The organism is Curtobacterium sp. PhB191 (assembly GCF_004346515.1).
In the GTDB taxonomy this organism is placed as follows: Bacteria; Actinomycetota; Actinomycetes; order Actinomycetales; family Microbacteriaceae; genus Curtobacterium.
Genome location: NZ_SMBV01000003.1, coordinates 306,497 through 326,779 on the forward strand (window position 1 = coordinate 306,497; position 20,283 = coordinate 326,779).

Sequence of the window (20,283 nt, forward strand, 5' to 3'; positions counted from 1 at the left end):
GGCCTGTGGACGATCGTCCGCGGTGCGCGAACGCGCGGTCCGGGTTCAGCGACCGCGCGCGAGCAACCAGAGCAGGTACGGGGCGCCGACGACACCCGTCACGACGCCGACGGGCAGGGCGTTGCCGGGGATCGCGAACTGGGCGATGAGGTCGCTGCCGAGGGTGATCGCCGCTCCCACCGCGGCGGCCGGCCCGAGGGCGACGCGGCCGCCGCCGACGAGCCGACGGGCGATCGGCGCCGCCATCAGTGCGACGAACGACACCGGCCCCGCCGTGGCGACCGCAGCGGCGGTGAGGCACACGGCGGTGAGGAGCAGCAGCACCTTCGCGCGGTCCGGCCGGAGCCCGAGGGCCGCCGAGACCTCGTCGCCGAGCGTCAGGACGGTCAGGCGCGACGACTGCAGCAGGGCCAGCAGGAACAGCACGACGAACGCGACGCCGAGCACGCCGACCAGGTTCCGGTCGACGGCGTTCAGGCTGCCGGACAACCACAGCAACGCGGTGCCGGCCTGGGTGACGGTGCCGCTGGTGAGCATCCACCCCGTGATGCTCAGGCAGATCGCCGAGACGCCGATCCCGACGAGCACGACCCGGTTGCCGGTGATCCCCCGCCGCCAGGCCAGTCCGGCGATCACGATCGACACCACGACCGCGCCGACGAGCACGACCGAGAACAGGGTGCCGCCGGACGCCCCGAACAGCACGATCGCGGTGAGACCCGCAGCACTGGCACCCGAGGTGATGCCGATGACGTCCGGGCTCGCGATCGGGTTGCGGACGACGCTCTGCACGATGGCGCCCGCGACCCCCAGGCTGGCGCCGACCAGGACCGCACCGAGCACCCGGGGGCCGCGCAGCTGTCCGATGACGAAGTCCGAGATGCGGTCGCCCTGGCCGAACAGCGCGCCGACCACCTGCGCCGGGGTGAGCGGGATCGAGCCGACCCCGAGACCGACGAGCACCAGCGCGACGAGCACGACGACGACGGCCGCCAGGACCACGAGCTCGCGCCGGGCACCGACGAGCGCACCCCGAAGGGACGTCGACACCGTCACAGGCCCCGCACCGCCCTCGACCGCACGAGCGCGATGAACACCGGCGCACCGATGAGGGCCGTGACGATGCCGACCTGCAGCTCCCCCGGGTACGCCACGACGCGACCGATGACGTCGGCCACCAGCAGCAGCGCCGGCGCGACGATCGCGGACAGCAGGATGGTCCACCGGTGGTCGGGGCCGCTCAGCCGACGGACGGCGTGCGGCACGGCGAGCCCGACGAAGGCGATCGGCCCCGCTGCGGCCACGGCCGAGCCGGCGAGCAGCACGGTCACGAGCCCGCCGACGGCCCGGACGAGCACCACGCGTTGTCCGAGCGACGCCGCGAGCTCGTCGCCGAGGGCGAGGGTGTTGAGCGAGCGGCCCAGGCCGAACGCGATCGCGAGACCGATCAGCACCGGCGCCGTGATGATGCCGGCGGTGCCGAGGTCCTTGCCGGCGAGGGCGCCCACCTGCCAGAACCGCAGCTGGTCGAGCAGGCTCGCGTTCGTGACGAGCACCGCCGTCGTGATCGACGACAGCGCGGCGGCGACCACGGCACCGGACAGCGCGAGGCCGACCGGCGACAGTCCGCGCCGGGCGACGGCGGCGATCCCGTAGACGAGCAGTGCGGCCAGGGCAGCACCGAGGAAGGCGAACGGCAGGTAGGCGGCCGTGCCGCTCACCCCGAAGAGCGCGATGCCGGCGACCACGGCGAGGGCCGCCCCGGAGTTGATGCCGAGGACGCTCGGGTCGGCGAGCGGGTTGCGGGTCACGCCCTGCATCACCGCGCCGGCGACACCGAGGGCGGCACCTGCGAGGAGCCCGACGACGGTGCGCGGGACACGGTTGCCGAGCACGATCAGCCCGATCTCGTCGTTCCGCCCCGGGTGCAGGACGGTGTCGAGCACGGTGTGGAGCGGGATCGGACGGGATCCGAAGGCGATCGACAGCGCGCACGCCACGGCGAGGACGACGACGGCCAGCACGGTCGCCCCGACCAGACGGGAGACGGAGGCGGGCGCCGGTGGCGCGGACGTGGAGGAGCGCATGGGAAGTAAGGCAACCCTAACGCTCGAACCCCACTCGGCGTCCCCCGAGCAAGCCCGGAGCAGTCGCTGGGTCCGTTCATAGGCTCGTCATTGGATCGCCGCCTGTACTGGTCTCCATCGACACCCGCCCGGGTCGTCGAGGGACGACCGGAGAGCACCGATGAACGAGACCCCGAACCCCGCCGCCGACGCCGACCGCGAGCACGACGAGCAGGGCACCGCCCGGACCGACGGCACGCAGCAGCAGCGGCAGCAGCAGGCGTACGGGATGAGCTGGGAGGCACCCCACGCCGACCCCGCCACCCTCCGTCCGGCCTACGCCTTCGACGGCTCCGGCCCGTACCTGTACGGCCCGGACGGCTCCGGCCCCTACGCGTACTCCCCCGACGGCCGCGGCCCGTACCTGATCGGCAGCCCGGCGCTCACCGGCACCCACCACGCCTGGGCGCACACCGCGGCGACGGCGAACCACCCGGGAGCGGGCACGAAGCGCCCGCGTCGCCTCGGGCTGATGATCGGCTCCGGCATCGCGGCCCTCGCGATCGTCGGCGCCGCCGGCGGCACGGCCCTCGGCCTGTCCTCGCAGAGCACGACCACGACGTCGAGCCAGTCGCAGGGCACCACGACGCGGCCCGACACCGGCAGCGGCACGGGCAGCAGCGACGGCACGAACGGCTTCACCGTCCCCGGAGACGGCAGCGGCACCGGCAGCGGCACCGGCAACGGGACCGACGGCAGCGGCACCACCGGCAACGGCACCGACGGCAGCACCGGCACGAGCACCGAGTCCGCCGCCACCGCAGCGACCGCCGCCCAGAAGAAGGGCGTCGTGACGATCAACACCGTCCTGAACTACGACGAGTCCTCGCAGGCGGCCGGCACCGGCATGATCCTCAGCTCGAACGGCACGGTCCTGACGAACAACCACGTCATCCAGGGCGCCACGAGCATCACCGTCACCGACGAGACCACCGGCAAGGAGTACAAGGCGGACGTGGTCGGCACCGACGCCACGAACGACGTCGCCGTGCTGAAGCTCGAGGATGCCTCCGGCCTGTCCACCGTCACGCTCGACGACGACGGCGAGCCGAGCACCGGCGACACCGTCACCGACGTCGGCAACGCCGAGGGCACGGGCAACCTCGTCGCCGCCGAGGGCACCGTCACGGCCACCGACCAAGACATCCAGGTGCAGAGCGAGTCCGGCACCGGGACCGAGTCGCTGTCCGGTCTGATCGAGATCGCGGCGAACATCGTCTCCGGCGACTCCGGCGGCCCCGTCGTCGACAGCGAGGGCGAGGTCGTCGGCATGGCGACCGCAGCGTCCTCGGGCACCGCGGACGTCACCGGCTACGCCATCCCGATCACCACCGCGAAGGCGATCGCCGAGAAGATCCTGGCCGGCGAGTCCTCGAGCACGATCACCATCGGCCTGCCCGCGTTCCTCGGGGTCCAGGTCAGCAGCACCGCGAGCGCCACGGGCGGCGTCGCCGTCGCCGGCACGGTCGAGGGTTCCGGTGCCGCGAGCGCCGGCCTGGCCGAGGGCGACACGATCACGAGCCTCGGCGGCAAGACGGTCACGACCTCGGACGAGCTCACCGCGGCCGTGCAGTCGCACTCCGTCGGCGACAAGGTCGTGGTCGGCTACACCGACAGCACCGGCGCCGCCAAGACCGTCACCGTCACCCTGACCGCCGGCCCGGCCGCCTAAGCGGAAGGCAGCAGCGCCCGCACCACCGACCGGTACACGTTCGCCGGGGAGTCCGTCTGGAAGACGGTCTCCCCGGCTTCCGTCTTGCCCACACGGGCGAAGCCGATCCCCTCGGCACGCACGATCGTCACGGGCTTCGGCTTGCCCGGTCGACGCAGGTACGACACCGTCCACGGCGCCGCCCAGAAGCGTGCGAGCCGCGGGTCCGCCTCGACGAGGGCCTCCGGCAGGTCCGGTGCGTCGGAGCCGCCGGCCAGCCGGCGGCCGAGCAGATGCCCTGGGAGCGACCCCGTGCGGAACGGGAAGGTCCACGTCGGGCCGATGCCGAGCCTCCCGGCCGTCAGCGCGACCGCGCGGTCCGGCGTGACGGACGCGACCACCGCGCCCGCCTCGGCGGTCCCGTCCACGACGGTCTGCGACCAGGCCTGGAGGCGCGACTCGCCACCGTCTGGCAGGTGCTGTTCCAGCGTGACCGGCTGGGCATCGCCCTGCCACGGCTCGAGCAGGGTCTGGGTCGACTCCGGCAGCGTGCCGAGTCGGCCGACGAGGCCCGCTTCGATGAGTTCGCGGCCCGCCGCGGTGCGGAGGAGCGTCGGGTTCCACCGGCGTCCGGCGAGGCTCTTGAGCGTGCCGACCGCGTCGGCGCTCAGGCGGGGGCCGTCGAGCTCTGGGCCGGGCGCCGGGGTGGGCAGCGGCTCGAGGTCGCGCTCGGGGCGGACCGGGGACGGCTCGGTGGCGCGGACGCTCTCGAGGACCGCGAACACGAGCTCGTCGGTCTCGAGCAGTCGTGCCAGGGGGCGTTCGATCGTCAGGTCGACGCGGTGCCGCCCGGTGACGAACAGCAGGTGCGCACCCGCGACGTCGCCGTGTTCGTCGGGACGGACGTACTCGACCAGGCGCGCGGGAGCCCCGGCGGCGGTCCAGGTGTCGCACCCGACGAGCAGCAGCCCTTCGACGGAACCGGGCAGTCTCGCGAGGAGCCCCGTGTTCTCGTCGCCGATCGCGCGGTCGCTGGGTCGGGATCGGACGGTGAGGACGATGTCGTCGCCGGTGACGCGCAGGTCCGCCTGGGCAGAGTCCTCGCGGCGCCACTGGTCGGGGCGGCGGAGGGTGAGGCGGGCGGTGCGGTCCTCGGTGCCGAGCGGGACGGGGACTGCCATGGCACGAGGCTACGTCGGGTGCGGGCTGCGGAGGGGTGCGGCTCGCCGTGCGCGCGCGTCAGCGGCGGGGGCGCTGCGCGTGGCGTGCGCTGCGCGTGGTGCGAAGTTGACCACTCCGTGCCGCGCAACAACCTCGCACCGGGCGGACAACCTCGCACCGAGCCGCCACTCGCGCGCGTCAGCGGCGGGGCGCGCGCGGGGGTGGGGGCGGTGGGACGGGCTTCGCGGCGACGACGTCGTCGAGCCGGACGTCGACCGGGCCGCGGCGGGTGGCGATCGTCACGGTGTCGGGGGTGCGGGCGACGAGGTCCCCGAGGGCGTCCTGTGCGCCGTCGCCGTGGTGCGCCCGGACCACGAGCCGGTCCCCGATCACGGCATCGTGCAGCACGCCGAGCGCACGGGCCCGCGCGATCGCTGCCTGTTCCCCGGTGCTCACCCGCCCAGCGTAGGGGCCGCCTAGAGTGAGGGGATGGCCAAGGCTCGCGTGGACAGCTGGATCTGGGCGGTGCGGATCACCAAGACCCGCTCCGCTGCGACCGCCGCGTGCAAGGCCGGGCACGTCCGGGTGAACGGGGAGCGCGCGAAGCCCGCGCAGCCGATCGGCCCCGGCGACGAGGTCCGGGTGCGGCAGAACGGCTTCGACCGGATCGTCGTCGTCACGGGCATCATCCTGAAGCGGACGAGCGCCCCCGAGGCCGCGAAGCACTTCGAGGACAAGACCCCGCCGCGGCTGTCCAAGGAAGAGGCGGGGTTCGTGCCGATGCGCGACCGCGGTGCCGGGCGTCCGAGCAAGCGGGAGCGCCGCGACCTCGAGAAGCTCCGCGGCTACTGACGCCCGTCACTAGACGAAGCGGACGGTCTGCTGCAGTCGGTCGCGGATCTCGAACACGTCGACCGATCCGGGCGGGGACCACACGCCGTTCAGCACCTGCCCGAGCGCACTGCGGCGGACGACCAGGGCGGTCGGCTTCTTCGGGGAGCCGACGAGCTGCACGTCGACCTCGACCGCGGAGTCCGGCACGACGAGCAGCCGGCCGGTGAACCGCACCCGGGTCTGCTTCTGCACGGCGCGGGCGGCGCGGACGAGTTCCTTCACCGGACGCTCGCCGGGCGCCAGGGTCTCCCCGACGATGTCGCCGTGCTCGATCCGGACGGGTGCTCCCCAGTCGATCGACTCGACGGCCCAGAGCCCGCTCGGGGTCAGGACGGCGTGGTCGAGCTTGCCCTCGGCTCCGGCGTCGAGGTCGTGCCAGACGGTGACGCCGATGCCCATGTCCGAGACGATCGAGGCGGTGGCCTCTTCGGCGAGCGCTTCGCCGAGCAGCCGTCGGATGTGTCGGGGCGCCGAGCGGATGAGGGTGGGGTCGTAGGGGTCCTCGATGGGGTCGCCGAGTCCGACCCATTCGCGTTCTGCCTGCAGGAAGACCTCGCGGGAGCGTCCGCCGGGGTGTCCGTGGGACCGGGCGCGGGGGCGGGTGTCGCGACGGGCTGAAGGGGGTGCGTAGGCGTCGCGACCGGTGTCGGGCCTCCCGGTCGACGAACCGGACGCACCGGACGTGCTGAACGGGCCGGCGCCGCTGCTGCTGAACGAGCCGCGAGAGCCGGCGTCGTAGGCGCGGCGTGCTGCGGGCGTGCCGATGCGTTCCCAGGCGAGCTGGACGCGGCGGAAGTGCTGGGCGTCGCCGCCGAGGTCGGGGTGGGATTCGCGGGCGGCGCGCCGGTAGGCGCGGCGGAGCGCGTCGTCGTCGGCGGTCGCGGGGACGCCGAGGACTTCGTACGGGGTGGCGTCGGCCGGGCTGTCGGTCATGGCCCTGCGACATTACCCGAGGCAGGGTACGAGTCCGCCGCGTGGTTGCTGGGGACGGCCTGGAGGAACGGATGGACTCGACCCCACCGGCTGCGGTCAGCGGCTGGTCGCCTCCACCACCCCGAACGCGACTGGCGCGTCGAGGAACCGCGCGTACCGGGCGGCGGCCGCCTCGAGCGCGCGCACCGAGGCGACGTCGAGTGCCGCGAAGGGTGTGACGGTGACGGCCACCCCGCTGGCGCGCTCGGTCCGCTTCCAGGTGCCGACGACCCGCCCGCGGACGACGGCCATCGGCAGGAACATCCCGTTGGCCCCCGGGACGACCCGGTCGGCGTGTGCGGGGTCGAGCTGGGCGGAGCGGTCGGCGTACCCGAGCAGGTACTCGTCGAACCCGGGCAGCAGGTGGCCGGTGGGTGTGCCGCCGGTGGTGGGTCGGTCGGCGAGCGCGAGGAGTCCGTCGCCGAGGTCCTCGACGGCGGCGCCGGCGGCGGCTCGGGCACGGCGGAGGTCGCCGAGCGGGAGCTTCGTCCAGCTGGCGGCGTCGGCCTCGGTGGCGGGGCCCCGGCCGCGCAGGTACCCGAGCAGGACCCGGCGGAGTGCTTCGTCGCGGTCGGGGACCTCGGCGAGCGCCGGTGCCCACTCGTCGAGGAGCACGAGTCCCTGGCCGACGCGGGCGGTGGGCCCCCAGGCGACGAGTCCTTCTTGCGAGAGCTGCAGCAGCAGGTGGTAGCCGCGGCCGGCGGTGGGGTCGATGCCGGCGGCGCGGTACTCGTCGAAGAGTTCGTCGCGGACGAGGGCGCGGCCGCCGGACAGTGCGGCGACGGTGGTGTCCCGTGCTCGGTCGAGCAGGGGCTGGTCGATGCCGAGTTCGGTGGCGCGTCGGGCGATGCTGCGCAGGGTCCGTTCGGCGGTCAGGGAGAGCAGGAGCCGGAGGTCGTCGGGTCGCATGGCGTGCAGGGTGCCCCGCATCGGCCAGGAGCGGACGAGCTCGCCGCGGTCGAAGGCGGCGCGGACGTCGTCACGGGTGGCTCCGGGTGTGCGGACCCCGATGGCCCAGAGGACCTGGCCGAGGTCCTGCCCCTGCACGGCGACCATGCGTTCGACCGCACCGGTGGGGCTGAGGCCGGGGAGGGCGATCCCCTGCGCGGCGAGCCGCAGCGTGCGGAGCTGCGCAGGGGTCGGGGTCACGCGACGGCGGCGGCGATGGCGTCGGCGTGCTGTTCGATGTAGGCGACGTCGGCCCGGTACAGGTCGGCGTGCCCGTGCGCCAGGTCGCTGACGAACTTCGGGTTGCCGGCGGCGGCCTCGGTCTCCATGGTGGTGACCATCGCGACGAGGGACGCGGCCATCGTCTCGGCGAGGACGCTGCGGGAGCGGTCGTCGAGGTCGTAGGCGCGGCAGAACTCGGCTGCGCGGGCGAGCCGGTCGTCGAGGTCCGGGGCGGTCATGCCCTCGACGGCGCCGGTGGTGAACGGGGCGAACCGGTACACGGCACTCGCGACGTCCCAGACCCGGGGGCCGGGGTGTGCGGTGTCGAAGTCGATGAGCCCCACGGCCTGGATGCCGTCGTAGACGCAGTTGTAGGGGGCGAAGTCGCCGTGCACGATCGTCTCGACGGGGGTGCGTTCGGCCTGTGACCAGCAGTCGCGCGCCCCGTCACGCGGGAACGTGGTCGCGGCGTCGTGGAAGTGCCGGAGCAGTCGTGCGCTCGTGACGAGGGCGGCTTCGCTCGCGACGTCCTCGGTCCACGGGTACTCCCCCGCGACCCCGGGGACGAACGACACCGTCTCGAGGGTGTCGCCGTGCTCGATCGGTTCCGGTGCCGCGACGAACCCCTGTTCGTGCAGGTGTGCGAGCAGCCGGTGGACGGTCGGTGTCCACGGTCCGGCCGGGCGGTGGACTCGGTCGTCGGCCCTGGTGATCCGCTCCATGGGGAACCTCCTGTGTGTGCGTCTCCGTTGACGTCCGGCCAGCGTATCGACGTGCGCCGCCGCGTGTGACCCGGTGGTGTGAACAACACGTCACGTGACGGCATGCAGCGTTGCATGCAAGGGCGTACGATCGTTCACCGTGGAGCAGCACACGACGACCCAGGGCGCATCCGACCGCGCGTACGACCACGTCAAGCGGGCGATCATCCGCGGCGACCTCCCCGGTGGGACCGCGATCAGCGAGAACGCCCTGTGCCAGGAGATCGGGGTGTCCCGCACCCCCGTGCACGAGGCCTTCCTGCGCCTGGCCGCCGAGGACCTGCTCACCCTGGAGTCCCGCAAGGGTGCGGTGGTGCGCCCGATGTCCCCGAACGAGGCGGCGGACGTACTGGAGATGCGCGAGGCGATCGAGGCCACGGCGGCGACCCGCGTCGTGACCGACGGCCGCGTGGCGGACGTCACCCCGGGCCTCCAGGCCATGCTGGCGGAGCAGGAGCAGGCGGTCGCGACGGGCGACGTCGACCGGTTCATCGAGGTCGACGCGGCGTTCCACGGTGCGGTGATCGGCGCGTCGCGGAACGCGATCGCGGTGCGCTTCGCACAGACGCTCCGTGACCGGCAGAACCGGCTCCGACACCAGCTGATGCGGGTGCAGCCGTCGCAGCTGCAGGCCTCGCTCGACGACCACCGAGCCCTCGCGGCAGCCCTGGCAGCAGGCGACGCGGCCCGCTACGCCGAGGTCCTGCACGACCACGTCGCCTCGCACCGGGGTGCCCTGTGAGCGCGACGGGGAGCATCCCCACCACCGGCTCGCTGTCCGTCCCCTCGGCGCGCGTGATGCCCTGGGTCGCGGTGTGGGGCGCGGTGTTCGTCTGCTCGTGGGGCGGCAACCAGTTCTCGCCCCTGCTGCTCATGTACGAGGGCCGCGAGCACTACTCGTCGGTCGTCGTCAACGTCTTCCTGGGCGTCTACGTGCTCGGGCTCGCGCCGGCGCTGCTCGTCGCCGGGTCGCTGTCCGACCGGCACGGCCGCAAGCCCCTCATGCTCGCCGCCATCGTGTCCGCCGTCGTCGGCAGCGGACTGCTCGCACTCGGACCGCTCGGCCCCGGGTTCCTGGCAGCCGGACGACTGTTCTCCGGCATCACCGTCGGCATCGCGATGGCCGTCGGCAACAGCTGGGTGAAGGAGCTGTCGCAGGGACGCTTCGACCCCGCCGCCGACGCCGGGTCCGGTGCCCGCCGGGCCTCGCTGGCGTTCACGCTCGGTTCGGCCTCCGGCGCGCTGGTGGCCGGGCTCATCGCACAGTGGGGCCCGATCCCCGAGGTGCTGCCCTTCCTGGTCCACATCGTCGTCGCGCTGCCCTTCGCCGTCGTCGTCTGGCGCACCCCCGAGACCAACCGCTCCGGCGGGGTCCCCGGTCCGTGGTGGCGCCAGCTGCGGGTGCCGAGCGCCGGGCAACGACGGTTCACCCGGGTGGTGCTCGTCACCGCCCCGTGGATCTTCGGCTCGGCGGCGATCGGGTACGGCTACCTGCCGACCCGGCTCACCGGAGCCACCGGCGCGTGGGGCCTGCTGTTCGCCACCGCCGCGACCGTCGTCGCCCTCGGGGTGTCCAGTGCGGTCCAACCCCTCGCGCGGCGCGTGCACTCGCTGACCTCGGCCCGCGGGCTCACGACGGCCCTCGCGTGCATGACGGCCGGCATCGCCGTGGTCGTCGTCGCGATCGAGCTGCAGTCCGTCGTGGTCGGACTCGTCGCGAACGTCGTCATCGGCGTCGGGATCGGGCTCGCCCTGGTGTCGTCGCTGCTCGAGGTGCAGCGGATCGCCGGGTCCCGCGACCTGGCCGGACTCACCGGGGTGTTCTACGCGGCGGCGTACGCGGGGTTCCTGGCGCCGGCCGTGATCGCGGCGATCGCGAACGTGGTGGCGCTGCCGGTCGTCCTCTGGGTGATCGTCGGACTCGGCGTTGTGTCGTGGGGCGCGGTGCTCGTGTCGTCGCGGCGGTACCTGCCGACGGCGTAGGGGCGCGGGGGCGCGGGGGCACGTGGGCGGGCGTGCGGGGGCACGGGGGCGCGCCGCACCGTGCGCGGTGCGTCAGTCCGTGCGACACCGGCCGCTCGGTGCGAGGTTGATGCGGCGCACGGAGCGATCAAGCCAGCACCGAACGAACGACCTCGCACCGTGCGCCGGACGCCGGACGCCATGCACCGTGCGCCGAACGACCTCGCACCGTGCGCCGACGGCGTACCGCCGCTAGAACTGGTCGCGCAGCCAGGACGGCCCGTGCACCACGGCACCGAGCGCCTCGACGCGGGCACGGAGCTCGCGATCAGCCGTGACGACCACGACGGGACCGTCGCCGGCCTCGACCGCGGCACGAGCGGCGTCCACGATGGCGTCGTCCCCCGAACCCGGCGCTGCGACGACGTCGAGTGCACGGGGCAGTGCGCCGTCCGACGACCCGGAAGCACCCCGGGCCTCGCCCTCGAGCACCACGGTCCACCGCGGCCACCAGCGGGCGAACGGCAGCGCCAGCACGTCGGCGGTCACCCCGGACTCGGCGAGCGCCGTCACCGACGACAGCAGGCGTGCAGCGGCTCCCGCCCGGTCCTTCCACCAGCCGTCGGGCACGCTGCCGACGACGTTCGCCGCGTCGACGACGACGTGCGGGGTGGTGGTGAGGGACGCGCGGAGCGCCGGCCACGACCTCCCGAACCCGGGGTGGAGCGGCAGGTCGTCGACCTCGTCGACGGGGATCCAGGACAGGGCGAGGCTCTCGCGGTCCGCGATCACCGGTTCGAACGGCCGAGCGGCACGCCCCACCACGGTCGTGTAGGTCCAGAACCCGAGGTCGAGGAGTGCCGTGTGGCGCAGGTCGACGCCGTCGTGGGGCACACCGGCTTCCTCGGCGGACTCGCGGAGCGCACCGGTGACGGCCTCCTCGCCCTGGTGGCGTGCGCCCCCGGGGATTCCCCAGGTGCCGCCGTGGTGGCTCCACTCGACGCGGTGCTGCAGGAGCACGCGTCCGGCGCCGTCGTCGACGAGCAGGCCTGCGGCGCCGAAGAGTCCCCAGGCCTTGGTGCCGTCGGGACCGACCGCCCAGGCGTCGCCGGGGTCGCGGGGGCCCGGTGGCGGTCCGGGAGGCGTGGAGTCTGGCACACACCAACCCTGTCACACGGTGCAGGGCATGTGACCGGAGACGACGGGGCCGGAGACGACGACGCCGGAGACGACGGGCCGTGGCAGGGCACGGCTGCTCGTGTACGGTGTCGATCGAGACACGGGGTGCCGCAACCAGCGGCTGAGATCACACCCGTCGAACCTGCTCGAGCTCGTACTCGCGAAGGGATCGTCCATGGAAACCGCTGCGCCCTCCCCTGCCTGGGCCCACCGAACCGCCGAACTGCTCGAGGCCGTCCGGGCCCGGAGCCCGTTGGTGCAGTGCATCACGAACACCGTGGTGCAGAACGTCACCGCGAACGTGCTGCTCGCCCTCGGGGCCTCGCCCGCGATGGTCGACGTGGCGACCGAGGCGGGACCGTTCGCCCGGGTCGCCGACGCTCTGCTGGTGAACACCGGCACCCCGCACGCCGAACCCCGGGTCGCGGCGCTCGAGGCCGCGCACGCCGCCCGCGACACCGGTACCCCCTGGGTGCTCGACCCCGTCGCGGTCGGCTCGTTGCCGGTGCGCACCGCCCTGGCCCGCGACCTGCTCGCGCTGCACCCGACGGTGCTGCGCGGCAACGCCTCCGAGGTCCTCGCCCTGCTCGGCACGTCGGCCGGTGGCCGCGGTGTCGACAGCACGGTGGGCACCGAGGACGCCCGTGCGGCTGCGGTCGACGCCGTGTCCGGTCAGGCGGCCGGGAGGCTCGTGGCCGCGGTGGCCGTGTCGGGTCCCGTCGACCTGCTGGTCGCGCCGGGCACCGGTGTGGTCCGGGTCGCGAACGGCACCGAGCTGTTGACGCGGATCACCGGGGGCGGGTGCGCCCTCGGTGCAGTCGTCGCCGCGTTCACGTCGGTCGCGCCCGACGACGCCGGTGTGGCCGCCGTCGCGGCGACCGCGGTGCACACGATCGCCGCGGAGCTCGCCGCCCGCGAGGCCGGCGGCCCCGGCACCTTCCAGCCGCTGTTCCTGGACCGGTTGGCGTCGCTCACCCCGGAGGACGTCGTCCGCGAGGCCCGGATCACGGTCGAGGCCGAGCCTGCGTCCCTGGTGGTGCCGGCATGAGCGGGCTGCCGGAGGACTTCGGCGTGTACCTGGTCACCGACGGCGCCCTGGCCGACCGGCACGGTGTCGGTGTGCTCGGGGTGGTGCGCGCCGCGGTGCACGCCGGGGTCCGGATCGTGCAGGTGCGGGACAAGGACGCCTCGGCGCGCGACCTGCTGGCCTTGAGCGCTGCCGTGGCCGATGCCGTGGGCGACCGCGCCGCCGTGGTGGTCGACGACCGGCTCGACGTCGCCCTCGCCGCTCGGCACGCGGGACACCGGGTCGCCGGGGTGCACCTCGGCCAGTCGGACGTGCCGGTGACCGCTGCTCGTGCCCTGCTCGGGCCGGACGCGCACGTCGGGTTGACCGCGAACACCCCGGAGCACCTGGCGGTCGTCGCCCGCCTGCCCCGCGGCACCGTGGACCTGCTCGGCGTCGGGGTCGTGCACCCCACCGCGACGAAGGCCGACCACCCGCCGGCGCTCGGGCACGACGGCTTCGCCCGGCTCGCGGCGGCGACGGACGTGCCGTGCGTGGCGATCGGCGGGGTGACCCTCGACGACGTCGCGCCGCTCCGGGCAGCGGGCGCAGCCGGGGTCGCGATCGTGTCGGGCATCTGCGCCGCGGCCGATCCCGGGTCCGCAGCGGCCGCGTACGTGGCCGCGTGGAGCTCTGGACCCGGCCACGGGGCGGAGGCGAGGGGACCCGGTCAGGGTGATCCGGGCCTCCCGGCCGGGGCCTGGTCGTGAGCGTCCCGCGCGTCCTGGCCATCGCCGGGACCGATCCGACGGGCGGTGCTGGGTTGCAGGCCGACCTCAAGGCGATCGCGGCGCACGACGGGTACGGCATGGGCGTGGTCACCGCCCTCGTCGCGCAGAACACGCACGGGGTGCGGTCGGTGCACGTGCCGGACATCGCGTTCCTGCGGGAACAGCTCGACGCGGTGTCGGACGACGTCACGATCGATGCCGTGAAGATCGGGATGCTCGGCACAGCACCGGTCGTCCGCGTCGTGACGGACTGGTTGCGGGAGCACCGGCCGCCCGTGGTCGTCGTGGACCCGGTGATGGTGGCGACGAGTGGTGACCGGTTGCTCGACGAGGACGCCGCCGCGGCGATGGGGGCGCTGTTCGGGCTGGCTGACCTGGTGACGCCGAACCGGGCCGAGTTGCAGGTGTTGGCGGAGCTGGCCGGGGCTGGGGCTGGTGGTGCTCGTGCTGGTGCCGCTGGTTCTGCGGCTGGTGCGGCGCCTGCGTCGTTGTCGACGCTCGACGCTGCGCGGCTCGTGGCGTCGACGTGGGACGTGCTCGTGCTGGCGAAGGGCGGGCACGACGAGGGGCCGACCTCCGACGACGTGCTCGTGTCGCCGTCGGGGTCTACTCGGCGGTTCACCGGTCCCCGCGTCGCGACGGCCAACACGCACGGCACCGGGTGCTCCCTGTCGAGTGCGATCGCGACGCTCGCTGCGCGGCACGGGGACTGGGAACTCGCGGTCGGGGTGGCGAAGCCCTGGCTGACGGCAGCGCTGCGGGGAGCCGATGCCCTGGAGGTCGGGTCCGGCAACGGGCCCATCGACCACGGCGCCGTGGTCCGCGCGTTGCTGCCCGTGGTCCCCTTCACCGACGTGTGGTGGTCCGACGTCGACTCCGTGCTGCAGGCCACGATCGAGTGCGGGTTCCTGGTCGGGCTGCGCGACGGGACGCTCGACGCGGACGTGTTCGCCGGGTACCTCGCGCAGGACGTGCACTACCTGCGGGCCTACGAGCAGCACCTGGCGGCGTTGGCGGCGAGCGCTGGCGGCGCTGCGGGCGCTGGTGCCGGCGCTGCGGCTGCCGGCGCTGCGGCTCCCGGCGCTGCGGCCGCTGGCGCTGGTCGTGGTCCTGCGGCTGCCGCCTTCTGGACGGCGGCGTCCGAGGGGTGCGCCGCCGAGGCCCGCGACCTGCACCACCGACGCCTCGCCGGCACCCACGCCGACGACCCCGTCCACCCGACGTGCGCCGGGTACCTCGCACACCTGCAACAGGCAGCGGACTCCGGGTCGGCGGCCGTGCTCACCGCGGCGGTGCTCCCCTGCTTCCGGGTCTACGCGTGGGTGGGGGCGCAGCTCGGCGCGGCGCCGGACGGCCATCCGTTCGCCGACTGGATCACGGCCTACGGCGACCCGGGCTTCGCAGCGTCGAGTGCCGAGGCGACCCGTCTGGTCGAGGAGATGGCGGCGGCCGCGACCCCGTCGGAGCGGGGGCGGATGGCGCGCGCGTTCCGCCGCTCGACCGAGTGGGAGCTGGCGTTCTTCGCGATGCCGCTGGTGGTTCCGGGGGCGGGGGCTGCTGGCGCCGCTCCCGCGATCCCCGCGGATGCCGGCGCCGCGGTCAGTGCCGCGGAAGCGACACTTCCGCGCTGACGGGCGCCGACCCTCCCGCGAAAGCGACAGATGTCCGCCGATGTTCCGCGGGGATCTGTCGCTTTCGCGAACGGGCCAGGTCGCGTGGCCTCAGCGGGCCGGCGGCGGCAGGCGCACCAACTCGACGGCCAGGTCGGCGCCGGTCACCGTCCCGCGCATCCACGTGAAGTCCGGCTGCCGACGGCGATCGGTCGGCGAGCCGGGGTTGAGGAGCCGCAGCCCGGACGGTGCGACGGTGTCCCACGGGATGTGGGAGTGCCCGAAGACGAGCACGTCGACGTCGGGGTACTCGGCGGCCGCCCGGCGCTCCCGGCCTGTCGCGGCACCGGTCTCGTGCACGAGCGCGAACCGCAGGTCCTCGACCGCGAAGTGCGCGACGAGTGGCAGCCGGTCGTCGAACTCGGGGCCGTCGTTGTTGCCGCGCACGCCCTCGAACCGGTGGGATCGGGCCTGCACGGCGTCGAGGGTGGCGAGGTCGACCCAGTCCCCCGCGTGCACCACCAGGTCGGCGGCGTCGACGTCCGCCCAGAGCGCCGCGGGCAGGTCCTTCGCCCGCTTCGGCAGGTGCGTGTCGGAGAGCAGGACGAACGACGTGGTCACGTCGAGGATCGTCCGGGCATCGGCAGCCCGGCCTCGTCCGAGGCACCGAGCCGTTCGAGCAGTCCGGCGAGCAGGGCGATGTCGTCGTCGGACCAGCCGGCGAGCCGTTCCTCCAGCGCATCCCGGTGCAGCTGCACGGAGCGTTCGAGCGCGGTGCGACCGGCGTCCGTCGCCACGAGGGGCTTCGCGTTGCCGGTACCGCCGTCGGTCGTCTCGATCAGCTTCGTGGCGAGGAGCCCGGACAGCTGGCGCGAGATCGTCGAGCGGTTCAGGCGCAGGTACCGGGCGATGTCGATGGCCATGCAGCCGGGGTGCTGCACCACGAAGTCGACGAGGGACTGGTCGACGACGCTCAGTGCCTGGTCGGATCCGCGGGCACGGATGCTCGCACGTCGGGTGATCCGGGCGAGCTCGGTGTACGCCCGGCCGATCTCGCTGTTCCGGATCCCGGAGCTCGGGTGGTCCATCGTGGCTCCAGCCTTTCGGTGCCGGCGCCGGCCGGCGGTCTTCTGTGCCGACACCATACCGGTCGGTACGCGAGATTCGGGCTCAGTGACCTGCAGCTGCGGCACGGAGCGCGGGGATGTCGAGCTTCTGCATCGTCATCATCGCCTGGAAGACACGGGCGTTCGCCTCGGGGTCGCCCGACCCGGTCATGAGCTCACCCATCATCGACGGGGTCACCTGCCACGCGACACCCCAGCGGTCGAACAACCAGCCGCACATGCTCGGCTTCCCGCCGTCGGCGAGCAGGGTGTCCCAGATGCGGTCGAGTTCGTCCTGCGTGTCGACGTCGACCTGGAACGAGACAGCATCGGTGTGCGGGTGTCCGGGGCCGCCGTTCATCGCCCGGTACGGCTGCCCGAGCAACGTGAACTCGACGACCAGGGTCGCGCCGTCCGGGGTCTTCGCCACGCTGTCGACCGAACTACCGGGGAACAGGTCGACGTAGTACCGGGCGGCCTGCTCGGCTTGGTCGTCGTACCAGAGGAAGGGGGTGATGGTGGGCATGGGGCGCTCTTCTCGCGTCGGCTCAGTCCGCGGCACTGCGGATGAGCAGGTCTGACTTCTCGGGGTGCTCGTCGAACCACTTGCCGACGAACCAGCACATCGGCACGACCCGCTTCGTCGAGTTCGTCTCGACGTCGGCGACCGCGTACTCGACGAGCTCGGCCGCGTAGCCGTGCCCGCGGTGCTTCGGCACCGTGTACGTGTGCGGGAACGCGATCGCGTCGCCGTTCTCGCGGTAGTCGAGCACGCTCACGAGCTCGCCGCCGACGTACATCGCGTAGCGGTCCTGGTCGATCTCGTCGCGGAACTCGTGGTCCATGCCGCCATCATGCTCCGCCCGGGGCGCACGTGCCCCACCGGGAATGCTCGTGGCCGCCGAGCGTTGGATGGACACCATGACAACGATCGGCATCATCGGCGCAGGCAACATCGGATCCCAACTGGCACGGCTCGCGGTGCAGCACGGCCACCAGGTCGTGATCGCGAACTCACGCGGCCCCGAGACCCTGGCCGACCTGGTGGCCGAGCTCGGCGACCAGGCCCGTGCGGCCACCCGTGACGAGGCCGCCGCCGCGGGCGAGGTCGTCGTCGTGACGGTGCCGCTCGCGGCCATCGAGACGATCCCGGCGGAGCCGCTCGTCGGCAAGGTCGTCATCGACACGAACAACTACTACTGGGAGCGCGACGGCCACATCCCTGCGCTCGACGACCAGTCGACGACGACGGCCGAGCTGCTGCAGGACCACCTGCCCGGCGCCCGGGTCGTCAAGGCGTTCAACCACATCCGTGCCGCGGACCTGACCGGCCACGCCACCCCGACCGGCACGCCCGAACGCCGTGCCCTCGTGGTCGCAGGCGACGACGCCGAGGCGAAGCAGGTCGCCGCGGACCTCATCGACGAGTTCGGCTTCGACGTCGTCGACGCCGGACCCCTCGCCGAGGGCTGGCGCATCCAGCGGGACACCCCCGGCTACGGCCCGCGCCTGACCGCCGACCAGCTGCGCGAAGCACTCTCCGCCGCCACCCGCTGACGCGCGCGGTTTCGCGCTGAGCGACACATCACGGACTGCGGAGTCCGCGAACTGTCGTCCAGCGCGAAACCCGGCGCCGGGCCCGCCGACGGCCCGCCTACGCCCGGTCGAAGATCACCGTCATGTCGGCGATGTCGTCCTCGGTCGGCTCCCACGTGGTGCCGGCCTCGACGTTCTGCGTGATCTGCTCCGGCTTCGTCGCCCCCGCGATGACGCTCGACAGCCCCGGCTGCGCGAGCAACCACGCGAAGGTCGCCTGCAGCATCGTGACGCCGCGGTGGTCGCAGAAGCGCTGGTAGTCGTCGAGCACGTCCCACGGGGCGTCCTCGAGCAGCTGCGGCTTCGACGTCGACAGACGCCCGTCGGCCGGACCCCCGGCCTTCGTGTACTTGCCGGTCAGCAGCCCGTTGTAGAGCGGGAAGAACGGCAGGAACCCGAGGGCGTAGGCGCGGACGGCCGGCAGCACCTCGGCCTCGGCGGCTCGGGCGAGCGGGCTGTACTCGTTCTGCGCGGACACGAACGCCGTCGTGCCGGCGATCGACGCGGTCAGCTCGGCCTCGGCGATCTGCCAGCCCGCGAAGTTCGAGTGCCCGATGTAGCGGATCTTGCCCTCGCGGACCAGGTCGTCGAGGACCGACAGCGTCTCCTCGATCGGGGTCACGTCGTCGGGACGGTGCATCTGGTACAGGTCGATCCAGTCCGTGCCGAGGCGACGGAGCGACGACTCGACGGCCAACCGGACGTACCGCCGCGACCCGCGCACACCCCAGTCCGGGCCGTTCGCGCCCTGCATGTCCATACCGAACTTCGTCGCGAGCACGATCTCGTCACGCCGCCCAGCGATCGACCGGCCGAGCATCTCCTCGGACATGCCGGGCCGCCCGCCGTAGATGTCGGCCGTGTCGAAGAGCGTGACCCCGGCGTCGAGTGCCGCCCGCACGACGGCGTCCGTGCCCTCCTGCGACTCGGAGGCGGTCCCCGGCCGCCCGAAGTTGTTGCAGCCGAGGCCGACGGTGGAGACGACGAGCCCCGAGGGACCCAGTGGACGGTGTTCGATTCCGGTCATGCCCCGAACGTACCGGCGACCCCGGAACTGGGGCTGCGACATCCGCGACCGTTGCCGCTAGAACTGACGATGGATCAGTCGACGAAGGGAGCACCGCAGTGGCGTCGCATCGCATGCAGGATTCGGAACGGCCGCGCCGTCCCGTCCCGTCCTGGGTGACCGCACCGGTCGTCGAACCGGCCGCGTCCGCCGGGCGGGTCGCGTCCGACTCCGCAGCGAGCTCCGGCCAGGAGGCCCGTCCCACCCCCGCCACGTCGCGCGCCGCCCACGGTGCGCCGGCTCCCACCACCGTGGTCGGCTCCGCCCCGCGGCCGACGGCCACGCTCGACCCGACGGCAGCGCCGACGCCGGAGCCCGCGTCCATCGCCACCCTGGTCGAGGACGACGTCACGGTCCCCGACTACCCGCCGCAGCAGGACCTCCTGCCGCCGGCCCCGACCTCACCGACCGTGCACACCGTGCCGTTCGACACCGCCGCCGTGGCCTCCGCACCGGCCCCGGTCTCACCGATCGACGCCGCTCCCCGCACCGCACCGGCCTCCGCACCGTCGCCCGTGCCCTCCGCCGGACAGCCCCGGTTCTCCGTGCCCGGCCTGGAGCACGTCGTCGTCGAGGGCACCGAGCCCGAACCCGTCGGTCCGATCGGCTTCCGCACGCCCCGCCGCTTCGCCCACCAGCAGGCCGCCGCCACCGCCGTGACCCCGGCACCGACCCCGGCGTCCGCCCACGTGCGCTCCTTCGACGCGGTCCTGCAGGCGCCGTCGGTACCGACCGCCTCGTCGACCGCACCGGTGGCGCCGAACCCGGTCGTGCCCGTGACCGCACCCGTGGCGGAGGCGAGCGCGTCCGTCGGGGCCGAGCCGGGCCTCCCGACCGAACTGCTCGACCAGCCCGTGGCCGCAGCCGCCCAGCCGGAGCCGCGCCGTGCACTCGGTGCGACGCCCGGGGCGGTCCTGGGCGCCGTGGCGGGCATCGCGACACTCGGACTCGCGGCGTGGTGGTTCACCGCGCCGGCGACCGTGCACGGTGTCGGCATCGTGCTCGGACTCCTCGCGCTGGTGGTGTCGCTCGCGACCCTGCGCCACCGCGCGGCGACGTGGCAGCGGCCGGTCGCGCTGCTCGGCGCCGTGCTCGGTGGCGTCGGAACGCTCGTGCTGCTGTGGGCCGTCGCGTCGGCGCTGCTGCCGCTCGCCGGCGTGACGCTGCCCGACCTGACCGGGACCGGGACGACCCCGACCCTCGCGCCGTAGCGGGCTCGGTCTCCGGTTCGG

General features: G+C 73.8%; 22 protein-coding genes and 1 riboswitch. Of the genes, 9 read left to right on the plus strand and 13 right to left on the minus strand.

What is annotated here, in order from left to right; translation table 11 throughout:
- Positions 1-45 precede the first annotated feature (45 nt).
- Together EDF48_RS07115 and EDF48_RS07120 are read right to left on the minus strand one after the other, a co-directional pair.
- Entirely contained in the window at positions 46-1,050 is a 1,005-nt protein-coding gene (locus tag EDF48_RS07115; RefSeq protein ID WP_131879009.1) for an iron chelate uptake ABC transporter family permease subunit, read from the minus strand.
- Positions 1,051-1,052: 2 nt separating this feature from the next.
- Entirely contained in the window at positions 1,053-2,087 is a 1,035-nt protein-coding gene (locus tag EDF48_RS07120; protein WP_131879011.1) for an iron chelate uptake ABC transporter family permease subunit, read from the minus strand.
- Positions 2,088-2,247: 160 nt separating this feature from the next.
- Here EDF48_RS07120 and EDF48_RS07125 point away from each other — a divergent pair, with 160 nt between their 5' ends.
- The gene (locus tag EDF48_RS07125; protein ID WP_243698058.1) at positions 2,248-3,798 is read left to right on the plus strand and encodes a trypsin-like peptidase domain-containing protein; all 1,551 of its coding nucleotides are present in this window, start codon (positions 2,248-2,250) and stop codon (positions 3,796-3,798) included.
- Here EDF48_RS07125 and EDF48_RS07130 read toward each other — a convergent pair.
- Together EDF48_RS07130 and EDF48_RS07135 are read right to left on the minus strand one after the other, a co-directional pair.
- Positions 3,795-4,958 (minus strand): hypothetical protein, encoded by a 1,164-nt coding sequence (locus EDF48_RS07130; RefSeq protein ID WP_123939179.1) that lies wholly within the window; start codon positions 4,956-4,958, stop codon positions 3,795-3,797. The genes EDF48_RS07125 and EDF48_RS07130 overlap by 4 nt on opposite strands.
- A gap of 178 nt (positions 4,959-5,136) precedes the next feature.
- Positions 5,137-5,394, minus strand: a complete 258-nt coding sequence (locus tag EDF48_RS07135) for a hypothetical protein (RefSeq protein ID WP_181437685.1) — start codon at positions 5,392-5,394, stop codon at positions 5,137-5,139.
- A gap of 33 nt (positions 5,395-5,427) precedes the next feature.
- Here EDF48_RS07135 and EDF48_RS07140 point away from each other — a divergent pair, with 33 nt between their 5' ends.
- Positions 5,428-5,790: an RNA-binding S4 domain-containing protein gene (locus EDF48_RS07140; protein ID WP_123292446.1), complete on the plus strand. Its 363-nt coding sequence runs from the start codon at positions 5,428-5,430 to the stop codon at positions 5,788-5,790.
- 9 nt (positions 5,791-5,799) lie between these two features.
- Here the strand turns inward: EDF48_RS07140 and EDF48_RS07145 are convergent, their stop codons facing one another.
- The 3 genes from EDF48_RS07145 to EDF48_RS07155 all read right to left on the minus strand — a co-directional run bounded on the left by EDF48_RS07145 (position 5,800) and on the right by EDF48_RS07155 (position 8,696).
- Positions 5,800-6,765 (minus strand): DnaJ domain-containing protein, encoded by a 966-nt coding sequence (locus EDF48_RS07145; protein ID WP_131879013.1) that lies wholly within the window; start codon positions 6,763-6,765, stop codon positions 5,800-5,802.
- A 96-nt stretch (positions 6,766-6,861) separates the two neighbouring features.
- Entirely contained in the window at positions 6,862-7,953 is a 1,092-nt protein-coding gene (locus EDF48_RS07150; RefSeq protein ID WP_131879015.1) for a winged helix DNA-binding domain-containing protein, read from the minus strand.
- A complete protein-coding gene (locus EDF48_RS07155) occupies positions 7,950-8,696 on the minus strand; it encodes an aminoglycoside phosphotransferase family protein (RefSeq protein ID WP_123292443.1) in 747 nt (248 codons plus the stop codon). Before EDF48_RS07155 ends, EDF48_RS07150 begins: the two co-directional genes overlap by 4 nt.
- 139 nt (positions 8,697-8,835) lie before the next feature.
- On the opposite strand from EDF48_RS07155, the gene EDF48_RS07160 reads away from it, so the two are divergent.
- Together EDF48_RS07160 and EDF48_RS07165 are read left to right on the plus strand one after the other, a co-directional pair.
- Complete coding sequence (locus tag EDF48_RS07160) at positions 8,836-9,477, plus strand: GntR family transcriptional regulator (RefSeq protein ID WP_131879017.1); 642 nt, start codon at positions 8,836-8,838, stop codon at positions 9,475-9,477.
- Positions 9,474-10,718 carry an MFS transporter gene (locus tag EDF48_RS07165; RefSeq protein ID WP_207913228.1) on the plus strand — a complete coding sequence of 415 codons (1,245 nt, stop codon included), beginning with the start codon at positions 9,474-9,476 and terminating at the stop codon, positions 10,716-10,718. The genes EDF48_RS07160 and EDF48_RS07165 overlap by 4 nt, the downstream gene beginning before the upstream one ends.
- Before the next feature lie 231 nt (positions 10,719-10,949).
- Here the strand turns inward: EDF48_RS07165 and EDF48_RS07170 are convergent, their stop codons facing one another.
- Positions 10,950-11,855 (minus strand): NUDIX hydrolase, encoded by a 906-nt coding sequence (locus EDF48_RS07170; protein ID WP_123292441.1) that lies wholly within the window; start codon positions 11,853-11,855, stop codon positions 10,950-10,952.
- A 112-nt stretch (positions 11,856-11,967) separates the two neighbouring features.
- Positions 11,968-12,063: riboswitch (TPP riboswitch) on the plus strand.
- On the opposite strand from EDF48_RS07170, the gene thiM reads away from it, so the two are divergent.
- From thiM to EDF48_RS07185, 3 genes are all read left to right on the plus strand, one after another.
- The gene (gene thiM / locus EDF48_RS07175; RefSeq protein WP_207913229.1) at positions 12,052-12,924 is read left to right on the plus strand and encodes a hydroxyethylthiazole kinase; all 873 of its coding nucleotides are present in this window, start codon (positions 12,052-12,054) and stop codon (positions 12,922-12,924) included. Its footprint overlaps the riboswitch before it by 12 nt.
- Positions 12,921-13,652 carry a thiamine phosphate synthase gene (gene thiE / locus EDF48_RS07180; RefSeq protein WP_131879019.1) on the plus strand — a complete coding sequence of 244 codons (732 nt, stop codon included), beginning with the start codon at positions 12,921-12,923 and terminating at the stop codon, positions 13,650-13,652. Before thiM ends, thiE begins: the two co-directional genes overlap by 4 nt.
- Positions 13,649-15,304: a bifunctional hydroxymethylpyrimidine kinase/phosphomethylpyrimidine kinase gene (locus tag EDF48_RS07185; RefSeq protein WP_243698059.1), complete on the plus strand. Its 1,656-nt coding sequence runs from the start codon at positions 13,649-13,651 to the stop codon at positions 15,302-15,304. The genes thiE and EDF48_RS07185 overlap by 4 nt, the downstream gene beginning before the upstream one ends.
- A gap of 90 nt (positions 15,305-15,394) precedes the next feature.
- Here the strand turns inward: EDF48_RS07185 and EDF48_RS07190 are convergent, their stop codons facing one another.
- From EDF48_RS07190 to EDF48_RS07205, 4 genes are all read right to left on the minus strand, one after another.
- Positions 15,395-15,904: a YfcE family phosphodiesterase gene (locus EDF48_RS07190; RefSeq protein WP_131879022.1), complete on the minus strand. Its 510-nt coding sequence runs from the start codon at positions 15,902-15,904 to the stop codon at positions 15,395-15,397.
- Positions 15,901-16,371: a MarR family winged helix-turn-helix transcriptional regulator gene (locus EDF48_RS07195; RefSeq protein ID WP_123939187.1), complete on the minus strand. Its 471-nt coding sequence runs from the start codon at positions 16,369-16,371 to the stop codon at positions 15,901-15,903. The genes EDF48_RS07190 and EDF48_RS07195 overlap by 4 nt, the downstream gene beginning before the upstream one ends.
- An 82-nt stretch (positions 16,372-16,453) precedes the next feature.
- Positions 16,454-16,915 (minus strand): VOC family protein, encoded by a 462-nt coding sequence (locus EDF48_RS07200; protein WP_131879024.1) that lies wholly within the window; start codon positions 16,913-16,915, stop codon positions 16,454-16,456.
- Positions 16,916-16,937: 22 nt separating this feature from the next.
- Positions 16,938-17,234 (minus strand): GNAT family N-acetyltransferase, encoded by a 297-nt coding sequence (locus EDF48_RS07205; protein WP_131879026.1) that lies wholly within the window; start codon positions 17,232-17,234, stop codon positions 16,938-16,940.
- 76 nt (positions 17,235-17,310) lie between these two features.
- On the opposite strand from EDF48_RS07205, the gene EDF48_RS07210 reads away from it, so the two are divergent.
- Positions 17,311-17,946, plus strand: coding sequence for an NAD(P)-binding domain-containing protein (locus EDF48_RS07210; protein WP_131879028.1), 636 nt, complete (start codon positions 17,311-17,313; stop codon positions 17,944-17,946).
- A 97-nt stretch (positions 17,947-18,043) separates the two neighbouring features.
- Here EDF48_RS07210 and EDF48_RS07215 read toward each other — a convergent pair whose 3' ends face one another.
- The gene (locus tag EDF48_RS07215; RefSeq protein ID WP_131846278.1) at positions 18,044-19,012 is read right to left on the minus strand and encodes an aldo/keto reductase; all 969 of its coding nucleotides are present in this window, start codon (positions 19,010-19,012) and stop codon (positions 18,044-18,046) included.
- A gap of 155 nt (positions 19,013-19,167) precedes the next feature.
- Here EDF48_RS07215 and EDF48_RS07220 point away from each other — a divergent pair, with 155 nt between their 5' ends.
- Entirely contained in the window at positions 19,168-20,262 is a 1,095-nt protein-coding gene (locus tag EDF48_RS07220) for an ABC transporter permease (protein WP_131879030.1), read from the plus strand.
- Positions 20,263-20,283: the final 21 nt, after the last annotated feature.